The organism is Acinetobacter wanghuae (assembly GCF_009557235.1).
Lineage (GTDB): Bacteria > Pseudomonadota > Gammaproteobacteria > Pseudomonadales > Moraxellaceae > Acinetobacter > Acinetobacter wanghuae.
In genome coordinates this window covers 1,413,674-1,436,939 of sequence record NZ_CP045650.1, presented here as the reverse complement: position 1 = coordinate 1,436,939, position 23,266 = coordinate 1,413,674, and the positions used below count along the sequence as shown (strand labels likewise).

Sequence of the window (23,266 nt, the reverse complement as noted above, 5' to 3'; positions counted from 1 at the left end):
CATCCTTGTTTAATCTATGATTCAATTAAAAATCCGCCAGTTTGGCGTTGCCAAAGCTGCGCATAAATTCCATTTAATGCGACCAATTCGTCGTGCGTGCCTTGTTCCACAATGCGACCTTGATCCAGCACAATCAAACGATCCATTTGCGCAATAGTCGACAGTCGGTGCGCAATGGCAATCACGGTTTTATTTTGCATTAAGTCATCCAAACTATTTTGAATGGCTGCTTCAACTTCCGAGTCTAAAGCACTGGTCGCTTCATCTAAAATTAAAATCGGTGCATCTTTTAAGAAGACACGGGCAATGGCAATTCGTTGGCGTTGTCCACCAGACAGTTTGACGCCACGTTCACCAACATAAGCCTCATAACCTTTTTTACCGCGTAAATCGGTTAAATGTGGAATAAATTCTTCAGCTTTGGCTTTACGCACAGCTTCATACATTTCTTCATCTGAGGCATCAGGACGACCGTATTTAATATTTTCTGCCACGCTGCGATGCAATAAGGACGTATCTTGTGTGACGAGGGCAATATTTTTTCGCAAACTGTCTTGGGTTATATCTTCAATATTTTGCCCATCAATGAGAATACGACCTTTGCCTAAGCTGTAGAAATTTAATAAGAGTTGAATCAGGGTCGATTTACCCGCACCAGAGCGTCCAACAATCCCAATTTTTTCGCCCGGTCGAATGGTTAAGTCAAAATTCTGAATAACATTTTTATCGTTATAAGCAAAGCTCACTTGATCAAATTTAATTTCACCATGAGTGAGTTTTAAATCTTCTGCACCCGGTTTATCTTGAATATTAATCGGACGTCCCAGTGTTTTCATACCATCTTGAATGGTACCGACATTTTCAAACAATGCAGAGGTTTGCCACATCATAAATTCAGCGATGCTGTTGAGCTTTAGCACCATTGCTGTAGTTGCTGCAATAATACCGAGCTGGGCTTGTCCTTGCATCCATAGCCAAATGGCAGTGCCGAGAACGCCACCATATAACACCACACTCAAACACAAAATTGTGATTTCATATTGTGCACCTAAACGCATTTGCTTATGGACTGTAACCATAAATTCTTGCATAGACAATTTGGCATATTGGCTTTCACGTCCCGCATGCGCAAATAATTTTACCGTTTGAATATTGGTATAAGCGTCAGTAATACGACCCGTCATCACAGCACGTGCATCGGCTTGCGCATTAGAGATTTTGCTCAATTTTGGAATAAAATACAGCGCGGCACTGACGAATAAAATGAGCCAAATAAACAGCGGCAGCATTAAATAAGGTGAGATAGCACCCAATACAATATTAATTGTGACGAAGTAAATCAGCACATACGCCAACATATCGCCCAGAATGACCCAAAACTCACGCACAGCCAAAGCGGTTTGCATGACTTTTGCCGATAAACGTCCTGCAAAATCATTATGGAAAAAGTCCAAACTTTGCTTCAGTAATAGATTATGAAATCTCCAACGCAGACGCATTGGGAAATTACTGTATAAAATCTGATGCTTTACGATAGATTGCGCGCTAGCGAAGAAGATATTCGCAAATAGGATGATGGCGAGTAGGGTTAAGTTGCTAGCATGTTGATCTAAAAAAGTTTCAGGTTGGCTTTTACTGAGCCAATTGACCAAATCACCAATTTTCGCATACAGCAAAGCCTCAAACGTTGCTGCACCTGCGGTACACAACACCAAAATCAGCAAATAACGGCGTACACCTGTTGCTGCCTGCCAAACAAAGGCAAAGAATGTTTTAGGTAATGGTTGGTTGAGGTTTTGCGTAGGATAGGGATCTACCAGATTTTCAAACCATTTAAACATGCGGAAAATACCTTTGCTAGACAGCGATGATGAGGTCAATCTTTCAATGTACTTTAATTCAAAATGAATATCTGTTCAGTCATCAATATATTTACGGATATCCACTATGCCAAATAGGCGATACTGTAAAAGTGACGTATAAGAAAGTATGGGTGAAAGAATAAACACAGTATGGCGATTTCTAAGGATGGTTGCTTATAAATTGTACAAGTTTTTGATAAATATAACTTAATTAGAACATTTAGATACAGACAAGTTATATAAAGCATACTTAAAAAAATTCATGAGCTGCTATCTTAATCGCACTCCAAAAATAAAAAAACAATGATATAGATATGTGTGAAAGCCTGCTTAGTTTGGGAGAGTTAAGCAGGCTTTATTTTTAACTAAAATCTAATGACGAATATTAATTGATGCAAATAATGGCTTTCGAGCCATCATTTCTGCCTCAAAACATTACCACATTAAATCATCAGGAATCACATATGCTGCGTATGGATCTTCTTCATCTGTGGTTTGTTCATTCTTTTCAGAATTATTCACAATAATGAAGCCTTCCATTTTCGCATTAATACGATCGGCAAGGGCTTTCGGTAAAATTGCATAGCTTTCATTGTCTCGTGCAATTACCAGACTCCCTGCAACCAATGCATTATAAATTTGCTGATTGAGATAAATCTTTTTAATTTTCTCATCAATAAATTGATAAGAAATTTCGCCGTCGGTATCGCGAATTTTATGCTGCTGAATCATTTGCATAATTGCGGCTTTCAACTCTTTTTCTTGCAAAAGAGCTTTTTTCTCTTGCTCAATGGCATGATCTTTTGCCAATTTCTCTTGTTTGGCTTTTTCAATATTGGCTTTAATTTCAGCCTCACTGCCGTCACCAGTACGTTTTTCATGTACCGCTTGTTTAGACAACTTTTTCGCTTTTTTGTTATCGACCAGACCCGCTTTCAGCAACTGCGCCTGTAATGCATTTTTAACCATAATATTTTCCAAAACTAACTGTGTTGATGTCGATAACGTAAATAAAAGATCCAATAAATCAGGCTTAAGCTAAAGCCGAGCAGCACTGGAATCAAGAATGCGTTTAATTTTAATAAAGGATAAATCCAACTGGCAAGGATTCCACCCATTAAAAATCCAAAAAAGATCAATAAATGCAGGGTAACACGTTTTCTATCGACTTGAAGTCCACGTAGGCGATAACCAAGTGCCAAACCTAAATCAGTGAGTACACCTGATAAATGTGTGGTGCGAATGATCGCACCTTGATAATGACTGATCATGGCATTTTGTACACCCATTGCCACACATGCAAAAAGTAAGGCATAACGCGGAAGAACGGGAAGCAATAGCCAACAAACGAATATAAAAAAAGCCACTAAACTTAAGGGAGATCCATAACGGAGCCCTAAGTGAAAGTGACTATTTCCAATAATAAACCCGCTTAAGACTGAGCCTATGATATAGCTCAGAATAACCAAAACAAGGAATATAACAAATTCAAGATTACCGTCGAGCAGCGCCATACCTAACATACTGACATTGCCTGTCATATGTGAAACGGATTGATGCAAAACGGTAATTAAACCCAGTACATTGATCATGCCCGCATTCAGCGAAAGGAAAAATGCACCGAGTTGTACCCATAACGGTAAACGTTGTAATGGCATAACTTTAATATTGAAAAATAATTTTATTTTTCAATATATGATTATTTTTTAGCAAGATCTACTGCAGCAGTAAACAAAACATCAGTTGATGAATTGAGGGCAGTTTCTGTTGAGTCTTGAAGCACGCTAATCACCATACCAATCGCAACCACTTGCATGGCTACATCAGTTGAAATGCCAAACAGACCACAAGCAACTGGAATGAGAAGTAAAGAACCGCCGGCAACACCTGAAGCACCACATGCTGAAACAGTCGCGACCACTGAAAGAATAAGCATGGTCGTGAAATCAACATCAATGCCTAGCGTATACACAGCCGCTAATGACAAAATGGTAATGGTCACAGACGCACCTGCCATATTAATAGCAGCACCGAGTGGAATTGCGACACTTGATGTAGATTCCGATACACCCAAACGTTTTGCTAAATCCATATTCACAGGAATATTAGCCGCCGAACTACGGGTAAAGAACGCAGTAATGCCGCTTTCACGTAAACAAGTCAACACCAATGGGTAGGGGTTTTTGCGCGAAACAATGGCCACCATAAACGGATTGATCACCAGTGCCACAAATGCCATCGTACCAATCAATACAGCAAGTAGATGTGCATAGCTTGCTAAAGTATCTAAGCCCGCTTCCGCAAATGTCACGGCCACTAAACCAAAGATACCTACCGGAGCAAAACTAATCACCAGACGAATCACATGGTTAATGGCATTCGCTGCATCATTTAAGCAGATTTTAGTGGTGTCTGATGCATGACGGAAAGCAATCCCTAATGCGACTGACCACGCTAAAATACCAATAAAGTTAGCTTCAGCAATTGCAGTTACTGGGTTTGCGACAAAACTTAGAAGTAAATTTCTTAAAATTTGAACCAAGCTGCCCGGTGGCTGGAAATCACCTTGAGCAGCAGCATCGAGGAATAATGTACTTGGGAATAAAATACTGGCAATGACAGCACTTAAGGCAGCAAGGAACATGCCTGCGCCGTACATATACATAATTGGTTTTATTTTATCGTTGCTCTGACCCACTTTAAAGTTCGCAATGGATGCTAAAACTAAAATGAAAACTAAAATAGGCGCGACAGATTTCAGTGCTTTAATGAATAAATCACCAAGCAAACTTAGGTTTGGTGCAAATTCTGGAAAGAAGATTGCGACAGCAACACCAAGAATAATGGCGATAATAATACGGGAGACTAAACTCATACGCGTAAGAGCAGAGAACATAAAGTTGCCTTGTTGAAATTACGAGGGCTAATTCGGAAAAATTTCGACTATTTTATACTTAAATATCAATTGGCTTAAAATATATTTTTAGATAAAATCTAAGCTTATGAAAATAAAGATATTAATTTGAGATAATACACGTTTAAATGATTTAAATTTAATCAAAATAGTTGATTTTTATTACAAATTTAACATTTTCCGTTTATCACTATTTTGAAATTAAATGCCATTTTAAAAGTGATAAATTCATTTTATATCACGCTTAAAAGCGCAATAAAATACGTCAATTCGCTTTAAAAAATGGCAATAGAAGTCATATTTTCAAATACTGTAATCTTTATTGTGTTCAAAAATTTCTGGTGAAATATCTTGAATAGCTTGGAAGTGGGTTAAATAAATACGACCACTTAAATGTGTAAGTAGTTTTGAGCCTTGTAAATGATCCATCACTGGACCTTTGACTTCTGCAAAATGTAATCGAATATTCAATTTTGATAATTCAGCATTTAAATCTTCCAACATTTCTAAGGCGCTTAAATCAATCGCGCTGATACTTGAACAGTTTAAAATCACATGCTTGATATCATTGGTACGACTCAGCTGATTAATTAAATAACCTTTTAATGCGTTAGCATTTAAGAAAGTTAAATTTTCATCAATACGTAATGATAGAACATGTGCAGAGGTCATGACCTGATGTCGTTGAATGTTACGGAAATGCTGTGTACCTTCAACCAAACCGACCACCGCCATATGTGGACGACTGATCCGCCAAAGCATCAAGATAAATGTCGAGACAATTCCAATCATCAGACCGGTCGAAATATCAATCAGCACGACACCAAAGAAGGTAATCCACATGGCAATACCATCTGCTCTGGAGTAGCGCCAAGCATCAATAAAAGGCGAAAAGTCGACGAGTTTCCAAATGGAGACAATAATGGTCGCCGCTAAAATAGTTAACGGTAAATCTTCAAAAAAGTCAGTAAAAAATAAACTAACCACAATAATCAGCAATGAAGACAAAATCCCTGCCATCGGTGTTTTAGCACCAGCATCGGCATTCACCACGGTACGCGACAAACTTCCCGTTACAGGGAAAGCAGAGCTGATGCCCGCACTGAGATTCGCCACGCCTAAAGCAATGAGTTCTTGGTTACTATTGAGTTGGCTGCGTTGTTGTAAGGCAGTGGCTTGAGCAATAGACAATGATTCGACAAAACTAATCATCGCAATCATGGTTGCACCGGGCAATAACTGCATAACCAGTTGCCAATTCCAATGTGGCAATCCTAAAGGTGGAAAACCAGATGGAATGAGACCGACCGTTTGAATCCCTTTTTCACTTAAACCGAAAAATAGTACGGCTGCAATACCGCAACCCACTAAGAGCAGTGGAATGGCACGTACCAAATATTCGGTTGAGCCAACTCGGTTCAATACAGCTTGTGATTTCAGTAGTTTTGGCACATAGATCAAAAGCAAAATAGACAGCAAACCAAAGGCAAGGCTGGGCCAATGCATGAGATGCACATATTGAATACTACTCTGAATAAATTCGATGAGATTATTGGCATTTAAGGGAACAGCGACCAAAAATTTTAATTGTCCCAATGCAATAAGCAGCGCGGAAGCAATAATAAAACTTTTAATAACAGGATGGCTGATCAGTTGAATCAGGAAGCCAAAACGACACACCCCAAGCAAAAAAGAAATGATCCCGACCATGAGTGCCAACAGCATGGCTGCTTCAATATAAACCGGAGAACCGACCTCAAACAGTGGATTCAGGGTGGCAAAAGTCATCATTGAGATAATGGCAACGGGACCAATCGACAGAGTGGTACTCCCCCCGAGCATCGCGTAAACCAACATGGGGAGGATGCTGGCATAGAGTCCCATAATTGGGGGGAGACCTGCCAACATCGCGTATGCCATGCCTTGTGGGACGAGCATTGCCACCACAATTAAAGATGCCAACGCATCAGATTTGAATTTGACCGAATTATATTGGCTTAGCCATGCCCAAGCAGGCAATTTATGGAATATGTTGGGCTTAAGGTCAGGCATATCACGGTCTAAATCACAAATATAGATATATTATGCATAAAAAGTGCTAATAAGTCTTGGATGAAATCGTGCTGAGCTGTATGAAATAAATTTCAAAAGCTGATATGAAATACTTTCAATACAGAAAATTAAAAGTATAAGATGTAATTAAATCAATAAATTAGAATTATGATGCTTGATCTAAACGTGTTTTCTCTGCTTGTTGACCATACAGTTGGCATAAGGTATGTAACAGCACAATCATATGCTGATCTTTAATAGCGTAATAAATTTGCTTGCCATCACGACGCGTAGACACGACATCACTTTTACGTAGAATCATCAATTGTTGTGACAGTGTCGGCTGTTTAATTCCCGTAATCTGTTCAATTTGACTCACATTTAATTCAGCTTTGGTGAGATGGCACAAAATATTCAGTCGATCGTTATTGGCAAGTGCCTTTAACATGCAGAGCACAAGATCAGAAGAACCACCCATAGTGGTGATTTCGAGATCATTTTTCATTGCGATATCCAAACGGTAAAAACTGCCTTTTGATTATAGGTGGCACTTGCTTTCACACATTGCCAAAAGTGCCCATTTTTAATGGCTTTTTGTGAATTTTAATATCAAGAAAAATTATATCTTTATACAAGATTGAAACGCCTAAATGACGATTTAAGGCATATAATTTAAGTCATCAAACATATATGTTTATGCGCGTTTGCTATTAAGGCGGCACAAATATTCGCTTTGATTGTACGATGCGCCATCATCTTAAATATAGAAGATTAGGGATATTGACATGACCACAGATTCAGCTTTTCCAACACCTAGTAATTTGGGCATCGCGGTATATAACAATAATGCCGAAGCCATTGGGAATACACCTTTGGTACGAATTAACCGTGCCATTCAAGGTGGTGCAACTGTTTTGGCTAAAATTGAAAGCCGTAACCCGGCATTTTCAGTAAAATGCCGTGTCGGTGCAGCACTCATTGCGGATGCTGAAAAGTCTGGTAAGTTAAAACCGGGCATGCATATTGTTGAACCGACCAGTGGTAATACGGGGATTGCTTTAGCATTTGTTGCTGCTGCAAAAGGGTATGATATTACATTGACGATGCCTGCTAGCATGAGTATTGAACGCCGTAAAGTGGTTAAAGCATTGGGTGCGAATCTGATTTTGACAGAACCTGCAAAAGGCATGAAAGGTGCAGTCGATGAAGCGGTTCGCCTTGTGACTGAACAGCCTGAAACTTATTTCTTGCCACAACAATTTGAAAACCCAGCCAATCCTAAAATTCATGAGCAAACCACAGGTCCTGAAATTTGGGAAGCAACTGGGGGTAATGTTGACATCCTAGTGTCTGGTGTCGGTACAGGCGGTACAATTACGGGTATTTCGCGTTACTTTGAACAAGTCAAAAATAAAGCAATTTATTCAGTGGCTGTCGAACCCGCTGAGTCTCCTATTATTGGTCAAGCGAAACGTGGTGAAACGTTGACACCGGGACCGCATAAAATCCAAGGTATTGGCGCAAACTTTATTCCGGGTAACTTAGATTTATCTTTGGTGGATGAAGTGATTGCCATTGAAAGTACTGATGCAGTGGAATGGGCGCGTAAAACAGCGACTCAAGAAGGAATTTTGGTCGGTATTTCAAGTGGTGCGGCAATGGCAGCAGCGGCTCAATTGGCAGCGCGTCCTGAAAATGCAGGCAAAAACATTGTGGTTATTCTTCCTGATGCCGGTGAGCGTTATTTATCTTCAATTTTATTTGAAAATATTTCTGCCGAATAATGGTGTCTTGACTATTCTAAAAGCCTGAGCCTGTCTCGGGCTTTTTTATGTCTATCCGTGAATCAGACTTGACCTTCCCATACAGGGAAGGTTTAAGCTAGTAGGATACTCAGATGAATTTAGGATGAGCACATGCCACACAGCACGACAGCACAAATATTCGAGCAATCGATTGTCATTGAGGGCATGAGCTGTGCATCTTGCGTGGCACGTGTCGAAAAAGCCTTAAAAAAAATAGCGGGGGTGACTGAAGCTCAGGTCAATTTAGCCACCGAAAAGGCCCATATTCAAAGTACGCATCTCATTGCTCTCTCAGAGATCATTCAATCTATCCAAAAAGCAGGTTTTAATGTTGCGACGACTCAGCTTGAGCTCAATATTGTCGGCATGAGTTGTGCATCTTGTGTGGCACGTGTCGAAAAAGCATTAAATAAAGTCAATGGTGTGATTTCCGCCGAAGTGAATTTGGCAACTGAAAAAGCCCATGTTCATATGCTGAGTCACATTGAAGCGAGCAGTCTCATCAAAGCCATTCAAACATCAGGTTTTGATATTCAGTATGATTCAATCGAACTTTCTGTAGAAGGTATGAGCTGTGCGTCTTGTGTAGGACGTGTGGAAAAAGCACTTTTAAAAGTGACCGGTGTGACTCGAGCCAATGTGAATCTTGCGACGGAACAAGCCATTGTTGAAGGTTCTCATCTATTGGAAGAAGAATTAATTAAAGCCGTTGAAAAATCTGGATTTACCGCAAAAATAAAATCTCAAGATCAAAAACAGCAAATAAGCCTTCAAGCAAAAAGAGCCAACGAAGCAGACAGCTTAAAGCATGATTTTTATATTGCATTTTTTTTAGCGTTACCTGTATTTCTTTTAGAAATGGGCGGGCATTTATTTCCCGCATTTCATCATTTTATTGCCCATACGATTGGCACACAAAATAGTTGGTATCTGCAGTGGATCCTCACCACACTTGTGCTTTTAATACCGGGACGGCGTTTTTACCAGCATGGAATTCCAGCATTGTGGCGGCGAGCGCCCGATATGAATTCACTTGTGGCGATTGGCACACTAGCAGCTTATAGCTTCTCATGTGTGGCGACATTTTTCCCGAACGTATTACCTATAAGTACCGTGCATGTGTATTTTGAGGCAGCCGCGGTGATTGTCGCTTTAATTTTACTTGGGCGTTATTTGGAAGCCAAAGCCAAAGGCAAAACATCACAAGCGATTCAATATTTAATCGGTTTGCAGCCTAAAGAAGCACGGGTAAAACAGGGCAATGATTGGGTCAATTTACCTGTCTCTGAATTAAAGCAAGGCATGATCATTGCCATCAAACCTGGTGAGAAAATTGCGGTAGATGGTGAAGTCATTGCAGGAGAAAGCTATGTTGATGAAGCCATGATCAGCGGTGAGCCACATGCTGTATTCAAGCATCAGGGCGACCAAGTCATTGGCGGTACAATCAATCAAAATGGTAGTTTAGACATCCGTGCCACCCGAGTGGGGCAAGACTCAGTGCTTGCACATATTATTCAAATGGTCGAGCACGCCCAAGGCGCAAAGTTACCCATTCAAACCATGGTGGACAAAGTCACCTTATGGTTTGTCCCTGTGGTGATGGGCTTAGCACTCTTCACTTTTATTCTATGGTTTATCTTTGGTCCAGAACCGAGTTTCAGTTATGCCTTGGTCAACGCCGTTGCCGTGTTAATTATTGCCTGTCCATGCGCCATGGGCTTAGCAACACCGACTTCGATTATGGTTGGAACAGGACGCGCCGCTGAACTGGGTGTTTTATTTCGTAAAGGTGATGCCTTACAACGCTTGCAACAAAGTCGTGTCGTTGCGGTAGATAAAACAGGCACATTAACTGAAGGTAAACCTGAACTGACTGACCTAGAAATCATGCCTGATTTCACCGCAGAATATGTATTACAAATAGTCGCCTCAGTGGAAGCTAAATCAGAACATCCCATTGCACATGCCATTGTGCAAGCAGCAAACACACAAAATATCAAACTCTTAGACGTGACCGAATTTAATGCCATCACGGGTGCGGGCATTCAGGCAAAGGTGCTGGATGTACACATCTATATTGGTGCAGAAAAACTCATGCAGCAATGGGGTATTGATGTCAGTGCTTTCAAAATACAGGTACAGCAATGGGGTGAGTTGGCGAAAACCCCGATTTATGTAGCGATTGACCAGCAACTCGCAGCGATCATTGCGGTCTCCGATCCCATTAAAAGTACCACTTATTCAGCCATTCAAGCGCTGCATGCTCAAGGTTTAAAAGTCGCCATGATGACAGGTGACAATGCATTTACAGCCCATGCCGTTGCCAAACAACTTCATATTGATCATGTGGTTGCTGAGCTTTTACCACAACAAAAAGTTGACGCTGTCAGTGAGTTACAACACACGTTTGGTGTAGTGGCATTTGTCGGAGATGGCATTAATGATGCACCCGCATTGGCACAATCCGATGTGGGTATTGCTGTCGGGACAGGAACAGATATCGCAATTGAAGCCGCAGATGTGGTGTTGATGTCAGGTAACTTACAACAAGTCGCGACTGCGATTGCCATCAGTCATGCCACCATGACCAATATCAAACAGAATCTATTTTGGGCTTTTGTTTATAATATGGCGTTGATTCCAATTGCCGCAGGGATCTTATATCCATTCTTTGGCATTTTACTGTCACCCATGTTTGCAGCCGCAGCCATGGCATTGTCATCAGTTTTCGTCATCTCGAATGCTTTACGATTAAAACGCTTTAACCTCGCTCGTTTTAAGGAGCAAGTATGAATATTGGTCAGGCGGCAAAACAGTCAGGTTTATCTGCCAAAATGATTCGTTATTATGAACAGATTGGATTACTGCCTGAACCCGAGCGCACGAATGCTGGTTATCGCATCTATCATGATCAAGATCTACAACGGTTAGGTATTATTCAGCAAGCCCGTCTATTGGGTTTTTCTTCCGAACAAATGAAAGATTTGTTGACGCTATGGCAAAATAAAAATCGTCAAAGTAGTGATGTCAAAAAATTAGCCGAAAGCCATATTGAATGGTTACAAGCAAAAATTGCAGAAATGCAAAGAATGGTCGAAATTCTTCAGCAATCAGTTGATCAATGTGCCGGAAATGAGCAAGCGGAATGTCATATTCTCAATCACATTGAACAGGGCAATGAATGATCGTATTCAATTTTAAACATAGACTTGGAGCTTAGAAGTGAAATTACGTATTGATAATATGACATGTGGTGGTTGTGCGCGAAGTGTAACTGCAACCATTAAGGAATTAGACCAAAACGCAGTGGTGACAATTGATGTCGCGACTAAATTAGTCGACGTTGAAACCCAGATCAGTCAAGATGACGTGATTGCAGCATTAACGGAAGACGGTTTCCCACCAGTGACTGCGTGATTTGATAAAAGCCTCATATGAGGCTTTTATTTTCTGGGGTGATTTTCTCTGGCGTCATGAGGGCTTGATTAATATAGAGCTTAATTAATCGTTCTCGAGAACCTATTGATTTTTGATAATGAGTTGAATTGAGCAATAAAGCTGCACCATGGGTGACGGTCCAAATATAAGAGAGATAATCTCGAATAGACATGGCACTTTCTAAAGAAACCAAATATTCACTGGTCATGTCTTTAATACGCATAATGCGTTCTTCGCGCACTTGATATAATTCTTGGAATAACTCTTTCAGATTTCTTTCATTGTTGGTTAATCTTTCTTCAATACTATGCAATAAAATCGTTCGATTAGAATTAAGCATATGATAAAGCATATATTGCGATACATAATTTTTAATATCGTGATGATATTTTTTGGATATTTCTAAAATTCTTTTTTCATTAAGAATAATCAGCTCTAAATATAATTGGTTTTTACTCTTAAAATGTTTATAAATCGTTCCTTTTGCAATATCTAATTCATTTGCTAACTCACTCAAAGTAATATCTTGATTATTGTCAAGCAATAAGCTTTCAGCCATGGAGAGAATCTTTTCTTTACGCTGAATAAAGTTTTGTTGCCTTACCGTGGTCATTGTATTGTTCCAAACGTTGAGAAAGTGAACAAGTTGAGCTTATCGAATATTTTAGATCATGCATATAAAACTAAGGTCGTGAAAATCACTTAGTGTTGTACTTTAAATCATCATTTGAGTGATGTTAAAAGCTAAATACTGTTTTAAATAAATACTTGTCAAGAAAGTTGAACCCTAGAGGTCAATTTTCTTAAATAACATTCCTTTTTTAGTTTAAATATTCTATTGTCATGGCATTTTAAAGTATCTGCTTTTCTGAATGAGTTGAATTTTCAGTGTTATATTTTTTAATATTTCGATTGAAAATTAATCATTATATTGAAAATTATTTCTTTGATTTAAAGTGGACTTAATTACAAGAAATCACAGGGATATATCGTTTTTCAGCAGAATTAGTAGATACTAAGGGTATATATTTTAAAATGAGCTTTAAAATAGATTACACCGAGTAAAACAATATATAGCTTGAATGTTTATGGATAAATATTGTTCAAAATAAATGCTTTGATTATGTCAAAAAAGCATGGTCATGCGTGAGTCACAACCTTCAATAGGAATTAAAAAATGCCGGTTTATAATGCTCCTCTAAAAGACATGGATTTCATTTTAAATGATGTGTTTAAAGCTGAACAATTTTGGCAAGGGAATGAAAATCTTGCACATTTAGATATGGCAACGGCGAATGCTATTTTAGAAGAGATGGCAAAATTCTCAAAGAACGTCATTTTAGATTTAAACCGTCCAGCAGATGAAGAAGGTGGTGCTCAGTTTAAAAATGGTGAAGTGACTACACCTACTGGTTTTAAAGCAGCCTTTAAGCAATTCGCCGAAGGCGGTTGGGTTGGTTTAGGTGCAAGTGAGGAATGGGGCGGTCAGAACATGCCGAAAATGCTCACTGTGCTTGCCGATGAAATGATTTGGAGTACTAACCCATCATTCATGCTATATCCACTTTTGACTGTGGGTGCAGGTATGGCAATTAACGACCGAGCTTCACAAGCGCAAAAAGAAACCTATTTACCAAAATTCTATACCGGTGAATGGTCAGGCACGATGTGTTTAACTGAGCCACATTCAGGTACAGATTTAGGTTTGATTAAAACCAAAGCTGAACCCAATGCGGATGGTAGCTACAATGTGACAGGCACTAAAATTTTTATCACTAGTGGTGAACATGATTTATCTGAAAACATTGTGCATTTAGTCTTAGCAAAAACACCTGATGCACCCGCAGGTTCACGCGGTATTTCTTTGTTTATTGTGCCAAAATTTAATGTGAATTCAGATGGTTCATTGGGTGAGCGTAATGCCGTGAGCGCAGGTTCAATCGAACATAAAATGGGTATTAAAGGCTCATCTACATGTGTGATGAATTTTGATGGTGCCAAAGGCTTTATGGTCGGCAAGGAAAATGAAGGACTTGCTGGCATGTTTGTCATGATGAACTATGAACGTTTATCGATGGGGATTCAGGGGATTGGTGCGGCTGAATTTGCTTATCAAAATGCGGCGCAATATGCCACTGACCGCCTACAAGGTCGTGCCTCAACAGGTGCAAAAACACCGTCAAAACCCGCAGATAGTATTTTAGTGCATGGCGATGTGCGCCGTATGTTATTAAACATTCGTGCCAATAATGAAGCTTCTCGTGCATTTGCAGTTTATGTCGGTCAACAATTGGATATCACCAAATATTCAACCAACCCTGAAGCAGTACGTAAAGCAACCGACCGCGTGGCATTACTGACACCGATTGCTAAAGCATATTTAACAGATAAAGCTTTAGATGCTGCTCTTGAAGCACAAATGTGCTTTGGTGGGCATGGCTATATTCGTGAATGGGGCATGGAACAATGTATTCGTGACTTACGTATCTCACAAATTTATGAAGGCACCAATGGCGTTCAAGCCATCGATTTAATTGGTCGTAAAACCACAAAATGCCAAGGCGCTTATATTGCAGAATACATTGCAGATATCCGTGAATTTGCCCAAAGCATGGACGATACTTTAAGCCTTAAAGCAGCAACGTTGAATGTGTGCCAACAGCTTGAAGATTTAACCACTTACATCGTGGAACAAGCCAAACTCAATCCTGACTTTGCCAACTCTATTGCGGTCGATTATTTACATGCAGTGGGCTTGCTCAGCTTTGTCTATATGTATGCACGCATCAGCCAAGCTGCAGCAGCGAAAACAGATAGCTACTTCCAAAATAAGTTGGTTCTTGCCGACTACTATGTTGCCAAAGTTCTGCCTGACTTAACGGCACGTATTCAGCGTATTCAAGCCGGTGCAGATTTAGTCATGCAACTTCCTGAAGCATATTTCACAGCTCAAGCTTAAAAAGAGCCCCATACAAGGAACACATTGGAAGGTCATGTACTTTCCAATGTTATAAAACAAATAATAGAAATGGATGAAATTCAAATGATTGTCATTGTAGATGCATTACGTACCGCAATGGGTGGTTTTCAAGGTGCACTTTCAAGTTGTACCGCCCCAGATTTAGGCGCTGTTGTCATTAAGGCTGCTGTTGACCGTGCGGGTTTAGCACCCAATGATATTGATGAAGTGATTATGGGCTGTGTATTACCTGCCGGTTTAAAACAAGGTCCAGCACGCCAAGCAATGCGTCAAGCAGGCTTACCCGATTCTACTGGCGCAACCACCATCAATAAAATTTGTGGTTCAGGGATGAAAGCGGTGATGCAAGCAGCAGATGCCATCAAAGCTGGATCAGCAAAGATTGTAGTGGCTGGTGGCATGGAGTCGATGTCAAATGCGCCGTATTTGATGGAAAAAGCCCGTGCCGGTTTACGTATGGGGCATGGCAAAGCCACAGATCACATGTTCCAAGAGGGCTTGGAAGATGCAGAAACAGGTCTGTCAATGGGTATTTTGGCTCAAGAGATGGCAGACAAGAAAGCCTACACGCGTGAACAACAAGATGCGTATGCCATTACTTCATTAAACAAAGCTGTTACGGCAGTAAATGACGGTTTCTTTAAAGCGGAAATTGTGCCTGTAACGGTCAAATCACGTCAAGGTGAGGTGGTGGTTGAGCAGGATGAACAACCTTTAAATGCCAAAGCAGACAAAATCCCAACATTACGTCCTGCATTTAAAAAAGACGGCACAATTACAGCTGCAAATGCCAGCTCAATTTCTGATGGTGCATCTGCACTTGTGGTGACGTCAAACGAGATTGCATTAGCGCTTGGTTTAACGCCGCTTGCCAAGGTTATGGCTTATGCAAGTCACTCGCAACACCCATCAGAGTTTACTATTGCACCTGTGGGCGCGATTGAAAAAGTATTAAAGCAAACAGGTTGGGATGTAAAAGATGTCGATCTTTGGGAAGTGAATGAAGCTTTCGCAATGGTCACGATGGCAGCGATGGATGCCTTTGATCTTGATCCCGAAAAAGTAAACATCAACGGTGGTGCATGTGCGCTTGGTCATCCGCTAGGTTCATCAGGTTCACGCATTGTCGTGACTTTGATTCATGCCTTAAAACGTACAGGGGGCAAAAAAGGCATTGCAGCACTGTGTATTGGCGGTGGTGAAGCGACAGCCATCGCTGTTGAATTGATTTAAGCGCAAAAGCGACATTTTTTAGATAAGCCCATCTTTTATGCTTTTAGTGCGCTAGGAGCATCAACCATTGAGCTGTTTATTTTTGAGATTTTGTTATGACAGGTTTAGATCGTATTCGTTTCCTCCCGCTGCACGATAAAGTGGTTTCGGCAGAAAAAGCCCTTGAATTGATTCACGATGGTGATGTGGTGGGTATGAGTGGTTTTGGTGGTGCAGGTGAGGCCAAAACAATGCCTTTAGCACTTGCGGAATATGCCAAGACCCATCCAATGAAAATTACGCTTGCCACAGGTGCCAGTCTCGGCAATCGTATTGATGGTAAGCTGAGTGAATCAGGTGCAATTGAACGCCGTTATCCCTATCAAGCCGATCCGATTCTGCGTAAAGCCATCAATGCTGGCGAAGTGATGTATATCGATCAGCATTTATCTGAAATGGCAGACAATATTCGTCATAAAAACTTGGCAGGGATCAATGTTGCCATTGTAGCTGCGACTGCAATTACTGAAGATGGACAAATTATTCCCACGGCGTCTTGTGGCAATTCTGCGAATTTCATCGAAATGGCAGATCGGGTGATTATCGAAATTGATACCACCATCAGTCCAGTATTGGAAGGCGTACATGATATTTATGTACCGAAAACCCGTCCAAATCGTGGTCCAATTCCACTCATTCAATCAAGTGATCGTATTGGAAGCATTGGCATTCACATTGCGCCTGAAAAAATTGCTGCAATTGTGATGAATGAAATCCCTGATACCTCTTTTGGTATGGATCAACCAGATGAAGACACTTTAGCCATTGCCAAACACTTGATTCATTTCTTTGAGCAAGAAGTTGCATTAGGGCGCTTACCTGAAAACTTGGGGCCTTTACAATCGGGTGTCGGTTCAGTTGCCAATGCCGTCTTTGCTGGCTTTGAGCATTCAAGTTTTAGTAATTTGCAGATGTATTCAGAAGTTTTGCAAGACTGTACCTTCCAATTGATTGATTCGGGCAAAATGACCTTTGCATCAGGTTGTTCAATGACGCTGACCGATGCATGTGCGGCACGTGTCCTTGGTAATTTTGATCAATACAAAGATAAGATTGTGCTACGTCCGCAAGAAATATCTAATAATCCTGAATTAATTCGTCGCTTAGGGATTATAGCGATTAATACGGCTTTAGAATTTGATATTTATGGCAATGTAAATTCGACCCATGTCACGGGTACCAAAATGATGAATGGTATTGGCGGTTCAGGCGACTTTACCCGTCATGCACATATCGCGATTTTTGTGACAAAGTCTTATGCCAAAGGTGGCGCAATTTCGTCAGTTGTACCGATGGTAGGACACACGGATCATACTGATCACGATGTCGATATTTTAGTGACAGAGCAAGGTTTAGCAGACTTACGTGGTTTAGCACCGCGTGAACGTGCCCGCAAAATTATTGATATTTGTGCGCATCCTGATTATCGCGATGCCCTCAATGATTATTATGATCGTGCTTGTCAGCAGGGTGGTCAAACCCCACATTTGCTGAGAGAAGCATTGTCATGGCATGCGCGTTTTGAAGAGTTGGGTACGATGAAAATCGCTTAATACATAATCATTCCAATAAAAAACCAAGCCTATCTTCAGGCTTGGTTTTTTATTGCTGTTAAATACAACTCTGTTATTTAAATACTTTATCTAAAACATGCCGATGAATAAATCGAAGTTTATCTTTTACCGTTTCTGTAAGCTTAAATGGATAGGCATCTTCCAAACCCATGCTTCTATTTAGTGCATTTAAATTGAATGTTAAGGTAATCCAATTTTCTAAAATATGTTCAAAATCTTGACCACCAATCGGGCATTCTTTAAACGACATACTCGCTAAAGTCGTACCATTTCCATCCACACGTAACCCAGCATAGTACGCGGTTTCAAGTGTTTCCATAATATGTAAATAATGTGCCCATGTTTCTGCCCAATCCTCCCAAGGATGGGAAGTGGCATAAGTGCTAATAAACCGTTCTTGCCAATCTTTTGGCGCACCATACTCATAATGCCGTTTCAATGCTTCTGAATAACTTTGACGTTCATCTCCAAAATATTGGCGAAACTCATCCATCAGTTCAGGTTGTAAAAATTGCATAATATTCAGGTAGTAGTGCCCACTTTCGTGGCGAAAGTGCCCCAATAAGGTGCGATAATTTTCACCCATATTGACGCGTGTGGTTTCACGATAGACCACATCTGCCTCAATCGCATTTAAAGTAATAACACCATTGGCATGACCGGTTAAAACTGGTTTTCCATCCATGGGCATTAAAAATTCATAACTGAGCCCAAAGCGATCATCGGGTGTTTTTTTGGGTTGAGGCATCATATACATGCGCTGCGCCAAATATAAAAAACGTCGCTTGGCTTCCTCTAAACGGCGCCAATACACAATGGCATCTTGCATTTCAAGGTTTGGAATGACGGTAGTGAGTTGGCAGGATTCACAATAATCTTCATCTGAAGACAGTGGGATCATCCAGTTACAGACTTGATAATGGCTGTAGTTATAGCAAGGCTTATAGTCATGATTTTTATACGCCGTATTTTGTGCTTGCCAAACGGTCTCACTCTTTTTTTGAAAGGTGCCCATATCTCGTTCAGTGGCAACAAAGCCAATCGGGGCATGACAATGTTGGCATCTTGAATCTAAAAAGAAGATTTGCTGCTGACATTGTGCACATTCAAAATACTTCATTGCAGAATCCTTTTCACTCATTGCACAGCATTTATTGCTATAGAAATGAATTAAACATATAAAATAAAATGCGTTTAAATTTAAATTTTTACATTATTTATCAATAGATTAAATCTAAATCTGTTGTTTTTAACATCATAAATCCATGCTGATAGTTTAGCCTGAGTTAAAGATACAGCGTGGATGAAATTACAATATCTACAAAAATCAACGAACAAGAATAGATTGGCACGATAAATGCTTTATTTTGATGCAAGTTTTAACCACAAACAGCTGAATGTTCCAAAATGGAATAGATGTGATCTAAATAAGTGCTCAAGGATATTCATGAAAATTTATACACAACGCTTAGATCAAATTGATAGCCAATTACCGATCGATTCAATTGAACTCAACTTCGATACACGACAAAAAAGCCGTTTTCGTGCCACTTTAAAAAATGGCAATGATATTGGTGCAGATTTACCACGTACTGGTATTTTGCGAGGTGGTTCATTTATTGCTACAGAGTATGGCGATATTTTAAGAGTTGATGCAAAAGCGGAGCAGTTGATGCAAGTGACCAGTGATGATTCATTTGAGTTACTTAAAGCCGCTTATCACTTAGGTAATCGACATGTACCTCTCATGCTTACTCCCACAGCACTTTATTTTGAGCCTGATCATGTCTTGGCTGAAATGGTGGAAGGTTTAGGGCTTCAAGTTAAATCGATTTTACATCCTTTTGAGCCTGAAAGTGGTGCTTATGCGCAGCATCAACATGAGCATCGTTTAAGTCCAATTAAAGTGTTGCATCATGTCAGCCATTAAAGCCGCTCAGCTTTTAAATTTACTTATGCTGTCATCAACTGCTTTACCTGTCGGCGCATATTGTTATTCGCAAGGGGTAGAAAGCGCCATTGATCGCGGCATGATTCATGATGAAGCATCGAGTATCGAATACTTTAATGAAGTACTTGAATTGCTGCTGGTACGCTTCGAACTGCCGATTTTAAAACGGCTCATGCAAAACTTTGCTGATGATGACGCATTTTTTTACTGGGCAACCCTGTATAGAGCCAGTCGTGAAAGTGCAGAACTTTTAGCGGAATCACAACAATTGGCATTTTCTTTAAATGCTTGGATTCGCGATGTGCTGAAGCAACCAGTCAAAGTCAAAAAGCAACTGGGTTATGTCCCTGTCTATGCACAGCTTTGCGGTGAATTGAATCTCAATGTTGATGAAGTACTGACCGCATATGCATTCGCGGTGCTTGAAAATCAAGTGCTTGCGGCAGTTAAAACTGTTCCACTTGGACAAATGAGTGGACAGCGGATTTTATGGCATTTACATCAAGTGATTCCGACCGCTATCGAAAAAGCCTTGGCACTTAAAGACGATGAACTCAGCAGTGCATTACCTCATTACGCCATGCTCAGTATGCAGCATGAAACACAATATTCACGCTTATTTAGATCTTAATATTAGGGAAATAAAACATGTCAGAACGTAGTCCTTTACGCGTTGGAATTGGTGGTCCAGTGGGCTCAGGTAAAACTGCATTAACCCTGAACTTATGTCAGGCATTACGCCATAAATATAACATGGCAGTCGTGACCAATGATATTTATACCAAAGAAGACTCTAACTTTTTGACCCGCAATGAAGCCATGGAACCTGAGCGCATTGTGGGTGTAGAAACAGGTGGATGCCCACATACTGCAATTCGTGAAGATGCCTCGATTAATTTGGCTGCAATTGACGACTTATGTGAGCGCTTTGAAGGTTTAGAACTAATTATTATTGAAAGTGGTGGAGATAACTTGGCTGCGACCTTTAGCCCGGAGTTATCTGACTTAACCCTGTATGTCATTGATGTCGGTGGCGGTGAAAAGATTCCACGTAAAGGCGGACCGGGGATCACCAAATCAGATCTATTGATTATTAATAAAACGGATCTTGCTCCGATGGTGGGTGCCAACCTTGATGTCATGGATCAGGATGCCAAACGGATGCGTGGGGATAAACCTTTTTTATTCTCCAATATGAAAACAAAAGATGGGCTTGAGCAAATTATTGAATTTATTGAGAAACAAGGCTTATTTAAATCTTAATATCTCATATTGAAAATACGCAAAGCAGTCGTAGCACATAGGTCGATTTATGAATAGCGCCGTTGAGACATCTCACCATCCACCTTGCAAACTTTGGTTTGCACGTCTAGAGCTAGGTTTTGAGTTGGATGCAAGCCAGCAACGCAGTGTGCTTCAACATCGAAAGCATGAAGGTCCTGTACGTGTTCAAAAAATGTTGTGGCCAGAAAAAACTGGGGTTTGTCACGCCATTATTGTCCATCCACCCGCGGGGATTGCCGGAGGTGACCACTTAAGTTTTGATATGAATATTGGCGCATCGGCACATGCGTTAGTGACAACACCGGGGGCTGGGAAATGGTACAAAACCAATCTCAAACAAGCCTATCAACATATTCATATTCAAGTGGCTGAGCAGGGCATTTTTGAATGGCTGCCACAAGAAACCATGCTGTTTGATGGTGCACATGCACATACGTCCACCACCATTCATTTGGATCAAACTGCAAGTTTCATTAGTTGGGATATGTTGGTAATCGGACGTCAGGCACGCTTGGAGGAATTTGCACAAGGCAGTTATCACAGTCGCTTTTTTCTCTATCGTGAGCAAAAGTTATTGGTGACAGATCAGCTTCGTTTTGCAGGTAATGATCGCTGGTTAAAGTCTTGCTTAGGCATGAATGGACATGCGGTCATGGGCAGCTTATGGGCAGTTGCACCAGAGCAATACCGCAATAGCCAAGTCTTAAAAGCACATCTTGAACTTGTCCGTGAACTGATTATGCGTATGGATATACGTGTCACAACAACACTCCTTGATGATGTTATTTGTGCCCGTTACTTAGGCGATGATGTCCGCGCTTGTCATGATGTTTTTGCTGCGATACGTGCTCGATTGCGTAAATACTGGTTTGGTTTAGATGAAGAATTTCCAAGAATTTGGCGGACTTGAGCCTTGAAGTCCCTCTTTAAAAAGAGGGGTTTGGGGAGATTTTAACAATCCCTCCTGACCTCCCTTTCATAAAGGGAGGAATACAAACTTGCACAAATCTTGCTTACAGATCATAGAAATAATTAGGAAAGAGATATGGAACTCAATCCCACTGAAAAAGACAAAATGTTAATTTTTACCGCAGGACTGGTGGCGGAGCGTCGTAAAGCACGTGGCTTAAAGCTGAATTATCCTGAAGCCATTGCTTTTATTTCTGCAGCATTGCTCGAAGGCGCACGTGATGGCATGTCTGTAAGTGAATTAATGCATTACGGTACGACCTTGTTAAAACGTGAAGATGTCATGGACGGAATTCCTGAAATGATTGCTGAAGTTCAAGTCGAAGCGACATTTCCAGATGGTTCCAAACTCGTCACTGTGCATCAGCCAATTGTATAGGAGTAACTGATGATTCCCGGGGAAGTTTTTACAGCAGATACTGACATCGAAATGAATGTAGGGCGTCAGGTGATCAAGATTACTGTAGCCAATACAGGAGATCGACCCATTCAAATAGGCTCACATTTTCATTTTTTTGAAGCCAATGATGCTTTAAGTTTTGATCGTGATTTAACGAAAGGCTATCGTTTAAATATTGCAGCAGGCACAGCGGTACGTTTTGAACCGGGGCAAAGCCGTGATGTAGAACTGGTTGCACTGGTCGGAAAACGCGAAGTTTACGGTTTTGCCGGTCGTGTGATGGGTAAATTGGATTAAACAATGATTCGACAAGCAACTACACAGGATTTAAATCAAATTGTAGCGCTTATTCATCCATTTATTGATGACTTTGCTGTGGATGATGAAGGACGTGAAAAGTTTAATCTGCAAATGATTCTACAGCTTATAGAACATCCTGATATTCATTATTTTGTATATCTACAAGCAAATGAAATTGTGGGGGTGATGGCATATCGAGAACCTGCGCATATTGTCCATTTCTTTGTTAAAGAAATCCAACAAGGTCAGGGCATCGGTCGAGCACTGTGGAATCATATGCAGGCGGTTATGGACACAGTAGATACACAAATCATCACCGTGAATTCAAGCTGCTTTGCAGAGAAAATTTATAGAAAAATGGGCTTTGAATCGGTCAGTGATGTGATTGAAGCGCATGGTTTAAGATTTATTCAAATGCAAAAAAATCAAATGCATGAACACAAGGTATAGGATCGAAAAATT

Annotated in this window: 22 protein-coding genes; 14 read left to right on the top strand and 8 right to left on the bottom strand. The window is 40.5% G+C overall.

The genetic code is table 11. The features are described 5' to 3' along the window. Nucleotides 1-14 precede the first annotated feature (14 nt). From GFH30_RS06745 to GFH30_RS06720, 6 genes are all read right to left on the bottom strand, one after another. Nucleotides 15-1,841, bottom strand: coding sequence for an ABC transporter ATP-binding protein (locus GFH30_RS06745; RefSeq protein WP_153371499.1), 1,827 nt, complete (start codon nucleotides 1,839-1,841; stop codon nucleotides 15-17). Nucleotides 1,842-2,297: 456 nt separating this feature from the next. Then, nucleotides 2,298-2,831 (bottom strand): DUF2058 domain-containing protein, encoded by a 534-nt coding sequence (locus GFH30_RS06740; protein ID WP_153371498.1) that lies wholly within the window; start codon nucleotides 2,829-2,831, stop codon nucleotides 2,298-2,300. A gap of 14 nt (nucleotides 2,832-2,845) precedes the next feature. Further along, entirely contained in the window at nucleotides 2,846-3,520 is a 675-nt protein-coding gene (locus GFH30_RS06735) for a YoaK family protein (protein WP_153371497.1), read from the bottom strand. A gap of 41 nt (nucleotides 3,521-3,561) precedes the next feature. Further along, nucleotides 3,562-4,758 carry a serine/threonine transporter SstT gene (gene sstT, locus GFH30_RS06730; protein WP_153371496.1) on the bottom strand — a complete coding sequence of 399 codons (1,197 nt, stop codon included), beginning with the start codon at nucleotides 4,756-4,758 and terminating at the stop codon, nucleotides 3,562-3,564. A gap of 321 nt (nucleotides 4,759-5,079) precedes the next feature. Continuing rightward, nucleotides 5,080-6,828, bottom strand: coding sequence for a SulP family inorganic anion transporter (locus GFH30_RS06725; protein ID WP_153371495.1), 1,749 nt, complete (start codon nucleotides 6,826-6,828; stop codon nucleotides 5,080-5,082). 166 nt (nucleotides 6,829-6,994) lie between these two features. Next, on the bottom strand, nucleotides 6,995-7,333 hold the full coding sequence (locus tag GFH30_RS06720; RefSeq protein ID WP_153371494.1) for an ArsR/SmtB family transcription factor: 339 nt from the start codon (nucleotides 7,331-7,333) through the stop codon (nucleotides 6,995-6,997). A 280-nt stretch (nucleotides 7,334-7,613) separates the two neighbouring features. Between GFH30_RS06720 and cysK the strand changes: the two genes are divergently transcribed. The 4 genes from cysK (at nucleotide 7,614) to GFH30_RS06700 (ending at nucleotide 12,053) form a co-directional block, all read left to right on the top strand. Next, nucleotides 7,614-8,612 (top strand): cysteine synthase A, encoded by a 999-nt coding sequence (cysK, locus tag GFH30_RS06715; RefSeq protein WP_153371493.1) that lies wholly within the window; start codon nucleotides 7,614-7,616, stop codon nucleotides 8,610-8,612. A 132-nt stretch (nucleotides 8,613-8,744) separates the two neighbouring features. Next, a complete protein-coding gene (locus tag GFH30_RS06710) occupies nucleotides 8,745-11,429 on the top strand; it encodes a heavy metal translocating P-type ATPase (protein ID WP_153371492.1) in 2,685 nt (894 codons plus the stop codon). Beyond that, entirely contained in the window at nucleotides 11,426-11,821 is a 396-nt protein-coding gene (gene cueR / locus GFH30_RS06705; RefSeq protein ID WP_153371491.1) for a Cu(I)-responsive transcriptional regulator, read from the top strand. Before GFH30_RS06710 ends, cueR begins: the two co-directional genes overlap by 4 nt. Nucleotides 11,822-11,858: 37 nt before the next feature. Then, on the top strand, nucleotides 11,859-12,053 hold the full coding sequence (locus GFH30_RS06700; RefSeq protein WP_153371490.1) for a heavy-metal-associated domain-containing protein: 195 nt from the start codon (nucleotides 11,859-11,861) through the stop codon (nucleotides 12,051-12,053). A gap of 13 nt (nucleotides 12,054-12,066) precedes the next feature. On the opposite strand, the gene GFH30_RS06695 is transcribed toward GFH30_RS06700, so the two are convergent. After that, the gene (locus GFH30_RS06695; protein ID WP_153371489.1) at nucleotides 12,067-12,687 is read right to left on the bottom strand and encodes a TetR/AcrR family transcriptional regulator; all 621 of its coding nucleotides are present in this window, start codon (nucleotides 12,685-12,687) and stop codon (nucleotides 12,067-12,069) included. A gap of 564 nt (nucleotides 12,688-13,251) precedes the next feature. Between GFH30_RS06695 and GFH30_RS06690 the strand changes: the two genes are divergently transcribed. From GFH30_RS06690 to GFH30_RS06680, 3 genes are all read left to right on the top strand, one after another. After that, on the top strand, nucleotides 13,252-15,033 hold the full coding sequence (locus GFH30_RS06690) for an acyl-CoA dehydrogenase C-terminal domain-containing protein (RefSeq protein WP_153371488.1): 1,782 nt from the start codon (nucleotides 13,252-13,254) through the stop codon (nucleotides 15,031-15,033). A gap of 78 nt (nucleotides 15,034-15,111) precedes the next feature. Further along, nucleotides 15,112-16,287, top strand: coding sequence for a thiolase family protein (locus GFH30_RS06685; RefSeq protein ID WP_171501041.1), 1,176 nt, complete (start codon nucleotides 15,112-15,114; stop codon nucleotides 16,285-16,287). 95 nt (nucleotides 16,288-16,382) lie between these two features. Next, on the top strand, nucleotides 16,383-17,879 hold the full coding sequence (locus tag GFH30_RS06680) for a succinate CoA transferase (protein WP_153371486.1): 1,497 nt from the start codon (nucleotides 16,383-16,385) through the stop codon (nucleotides 17,877-17,879). A gap of 73 nt (nucleotides 17,880-17,952) precedes the next feature. Here GFH30_RS06680 and GFH30_RS06675 read toward each other — a convergent pair whose 3' ends face one another. Next, a complete protein-coding gene (locus GFH30_RS06675) occupies nucleotides 17,953-19,020 on the bottom strand; it encodes a zinc-binding metallopeptidase family protein (RefSeq protein WP_153371485.1) in 1,068 nt (355 codons plus the stop codon). A gap of 327 nt (nucleotides 19,021-19,347) precedes the next feature. On the opposite strand from GFH30_RS06675, the gene ureE reads away from it, so the two are divergent. The 7 genes from ureE (at nucleotide 19,348) to GFH30_RS06640 (ending at nucleotide 23,254) form a co-directional block, all read left to right on the top strand. Next, complete coding sequence (gene ureE / locus GFH30_RS06670) at nucleotides 19,348-19,830, top strand: urease accessory protein UreE (protein WP_153371484.1); 483 nt, start codon at nucleotides 19,348-19,350, stop codon at nucleotides 19,828-19,830. Further along, entirely contained in the window at nucleotides 19,817-20,482 is a 666-nt protein-coding gene (locus tag GFH30_RS06665; RefSeq protein WP_153371483.1) for an urease accessory protein UreF, read from the top strand. Before ureE ends, GFH30_RS06665 begins: the two co-directional genes overlap by 14 nt. Nucleotides 20,483-20,499: 17 nt before the next feature. Next, nucleotides 20,500-21,114 (top strand): urease accessory protein UreG, encoded by a 615-nt coding sequence (gene ureG, locus GFH30_RS06660; RefSeq protein ID WP_153371482.1) that lies wholly within the window; start codon nucleotides 20,500-20,502, stop codon nucleotides 21,112-21,114. Between the two features lie 49 nt (nucleotides 21,115-21,163). Next, complete coding sequence (locus tag GFH30_RS06655) at nucleotides 21,164-22,045, top strand: urease accessory protein UreD (RefSeq protein WP_153371481.1); 882 nt, start codon at nucleotides 21,164-21,166, stop codon at nucleotides 22,043-22,045. 135 nt (nucleotides 22,046-22,180) lie between these two features. Continuing rightward, nucleotides 22,181-22,483 (top strand): urease subunit gamma, encoded by a 303-nt coding sequence (gene ureA, locus GFH30_RS06650; protein ID WP_076753618.1) that lies wholly within the window; start codon nucleotides 22,181-22,183, stop codon nucleotides 22,481-22,483. 9 nt (nucleotides 22,484-22,492) lie between these two features. Next, complete coding sequence (locus GFH30_RS06645; RefSeq protein WP_153371480.1) at nucleotides 22,493-22,801, top strand: urease subunit beta; 309 nt, start codon at nucleotides 22,493-22,495, stop codon at nucleotides 22,799-22,801. A gap of 3 nt (nucleotides 22,802-22,804) precedes the next feature. Beyond that, a complete protein-coding gene (locus GFH30_RS06640; protein ID WP_153371479.1) occupies nucleotides 22,805-23,254 on the top strand; it encodes a GNAT family N-acetyltransferase in 450 nt (149 codons plus the stop codon). The last annotated feature ends 12 nt before the right edge of the window (nucleotides 23,255-23,266 follow it).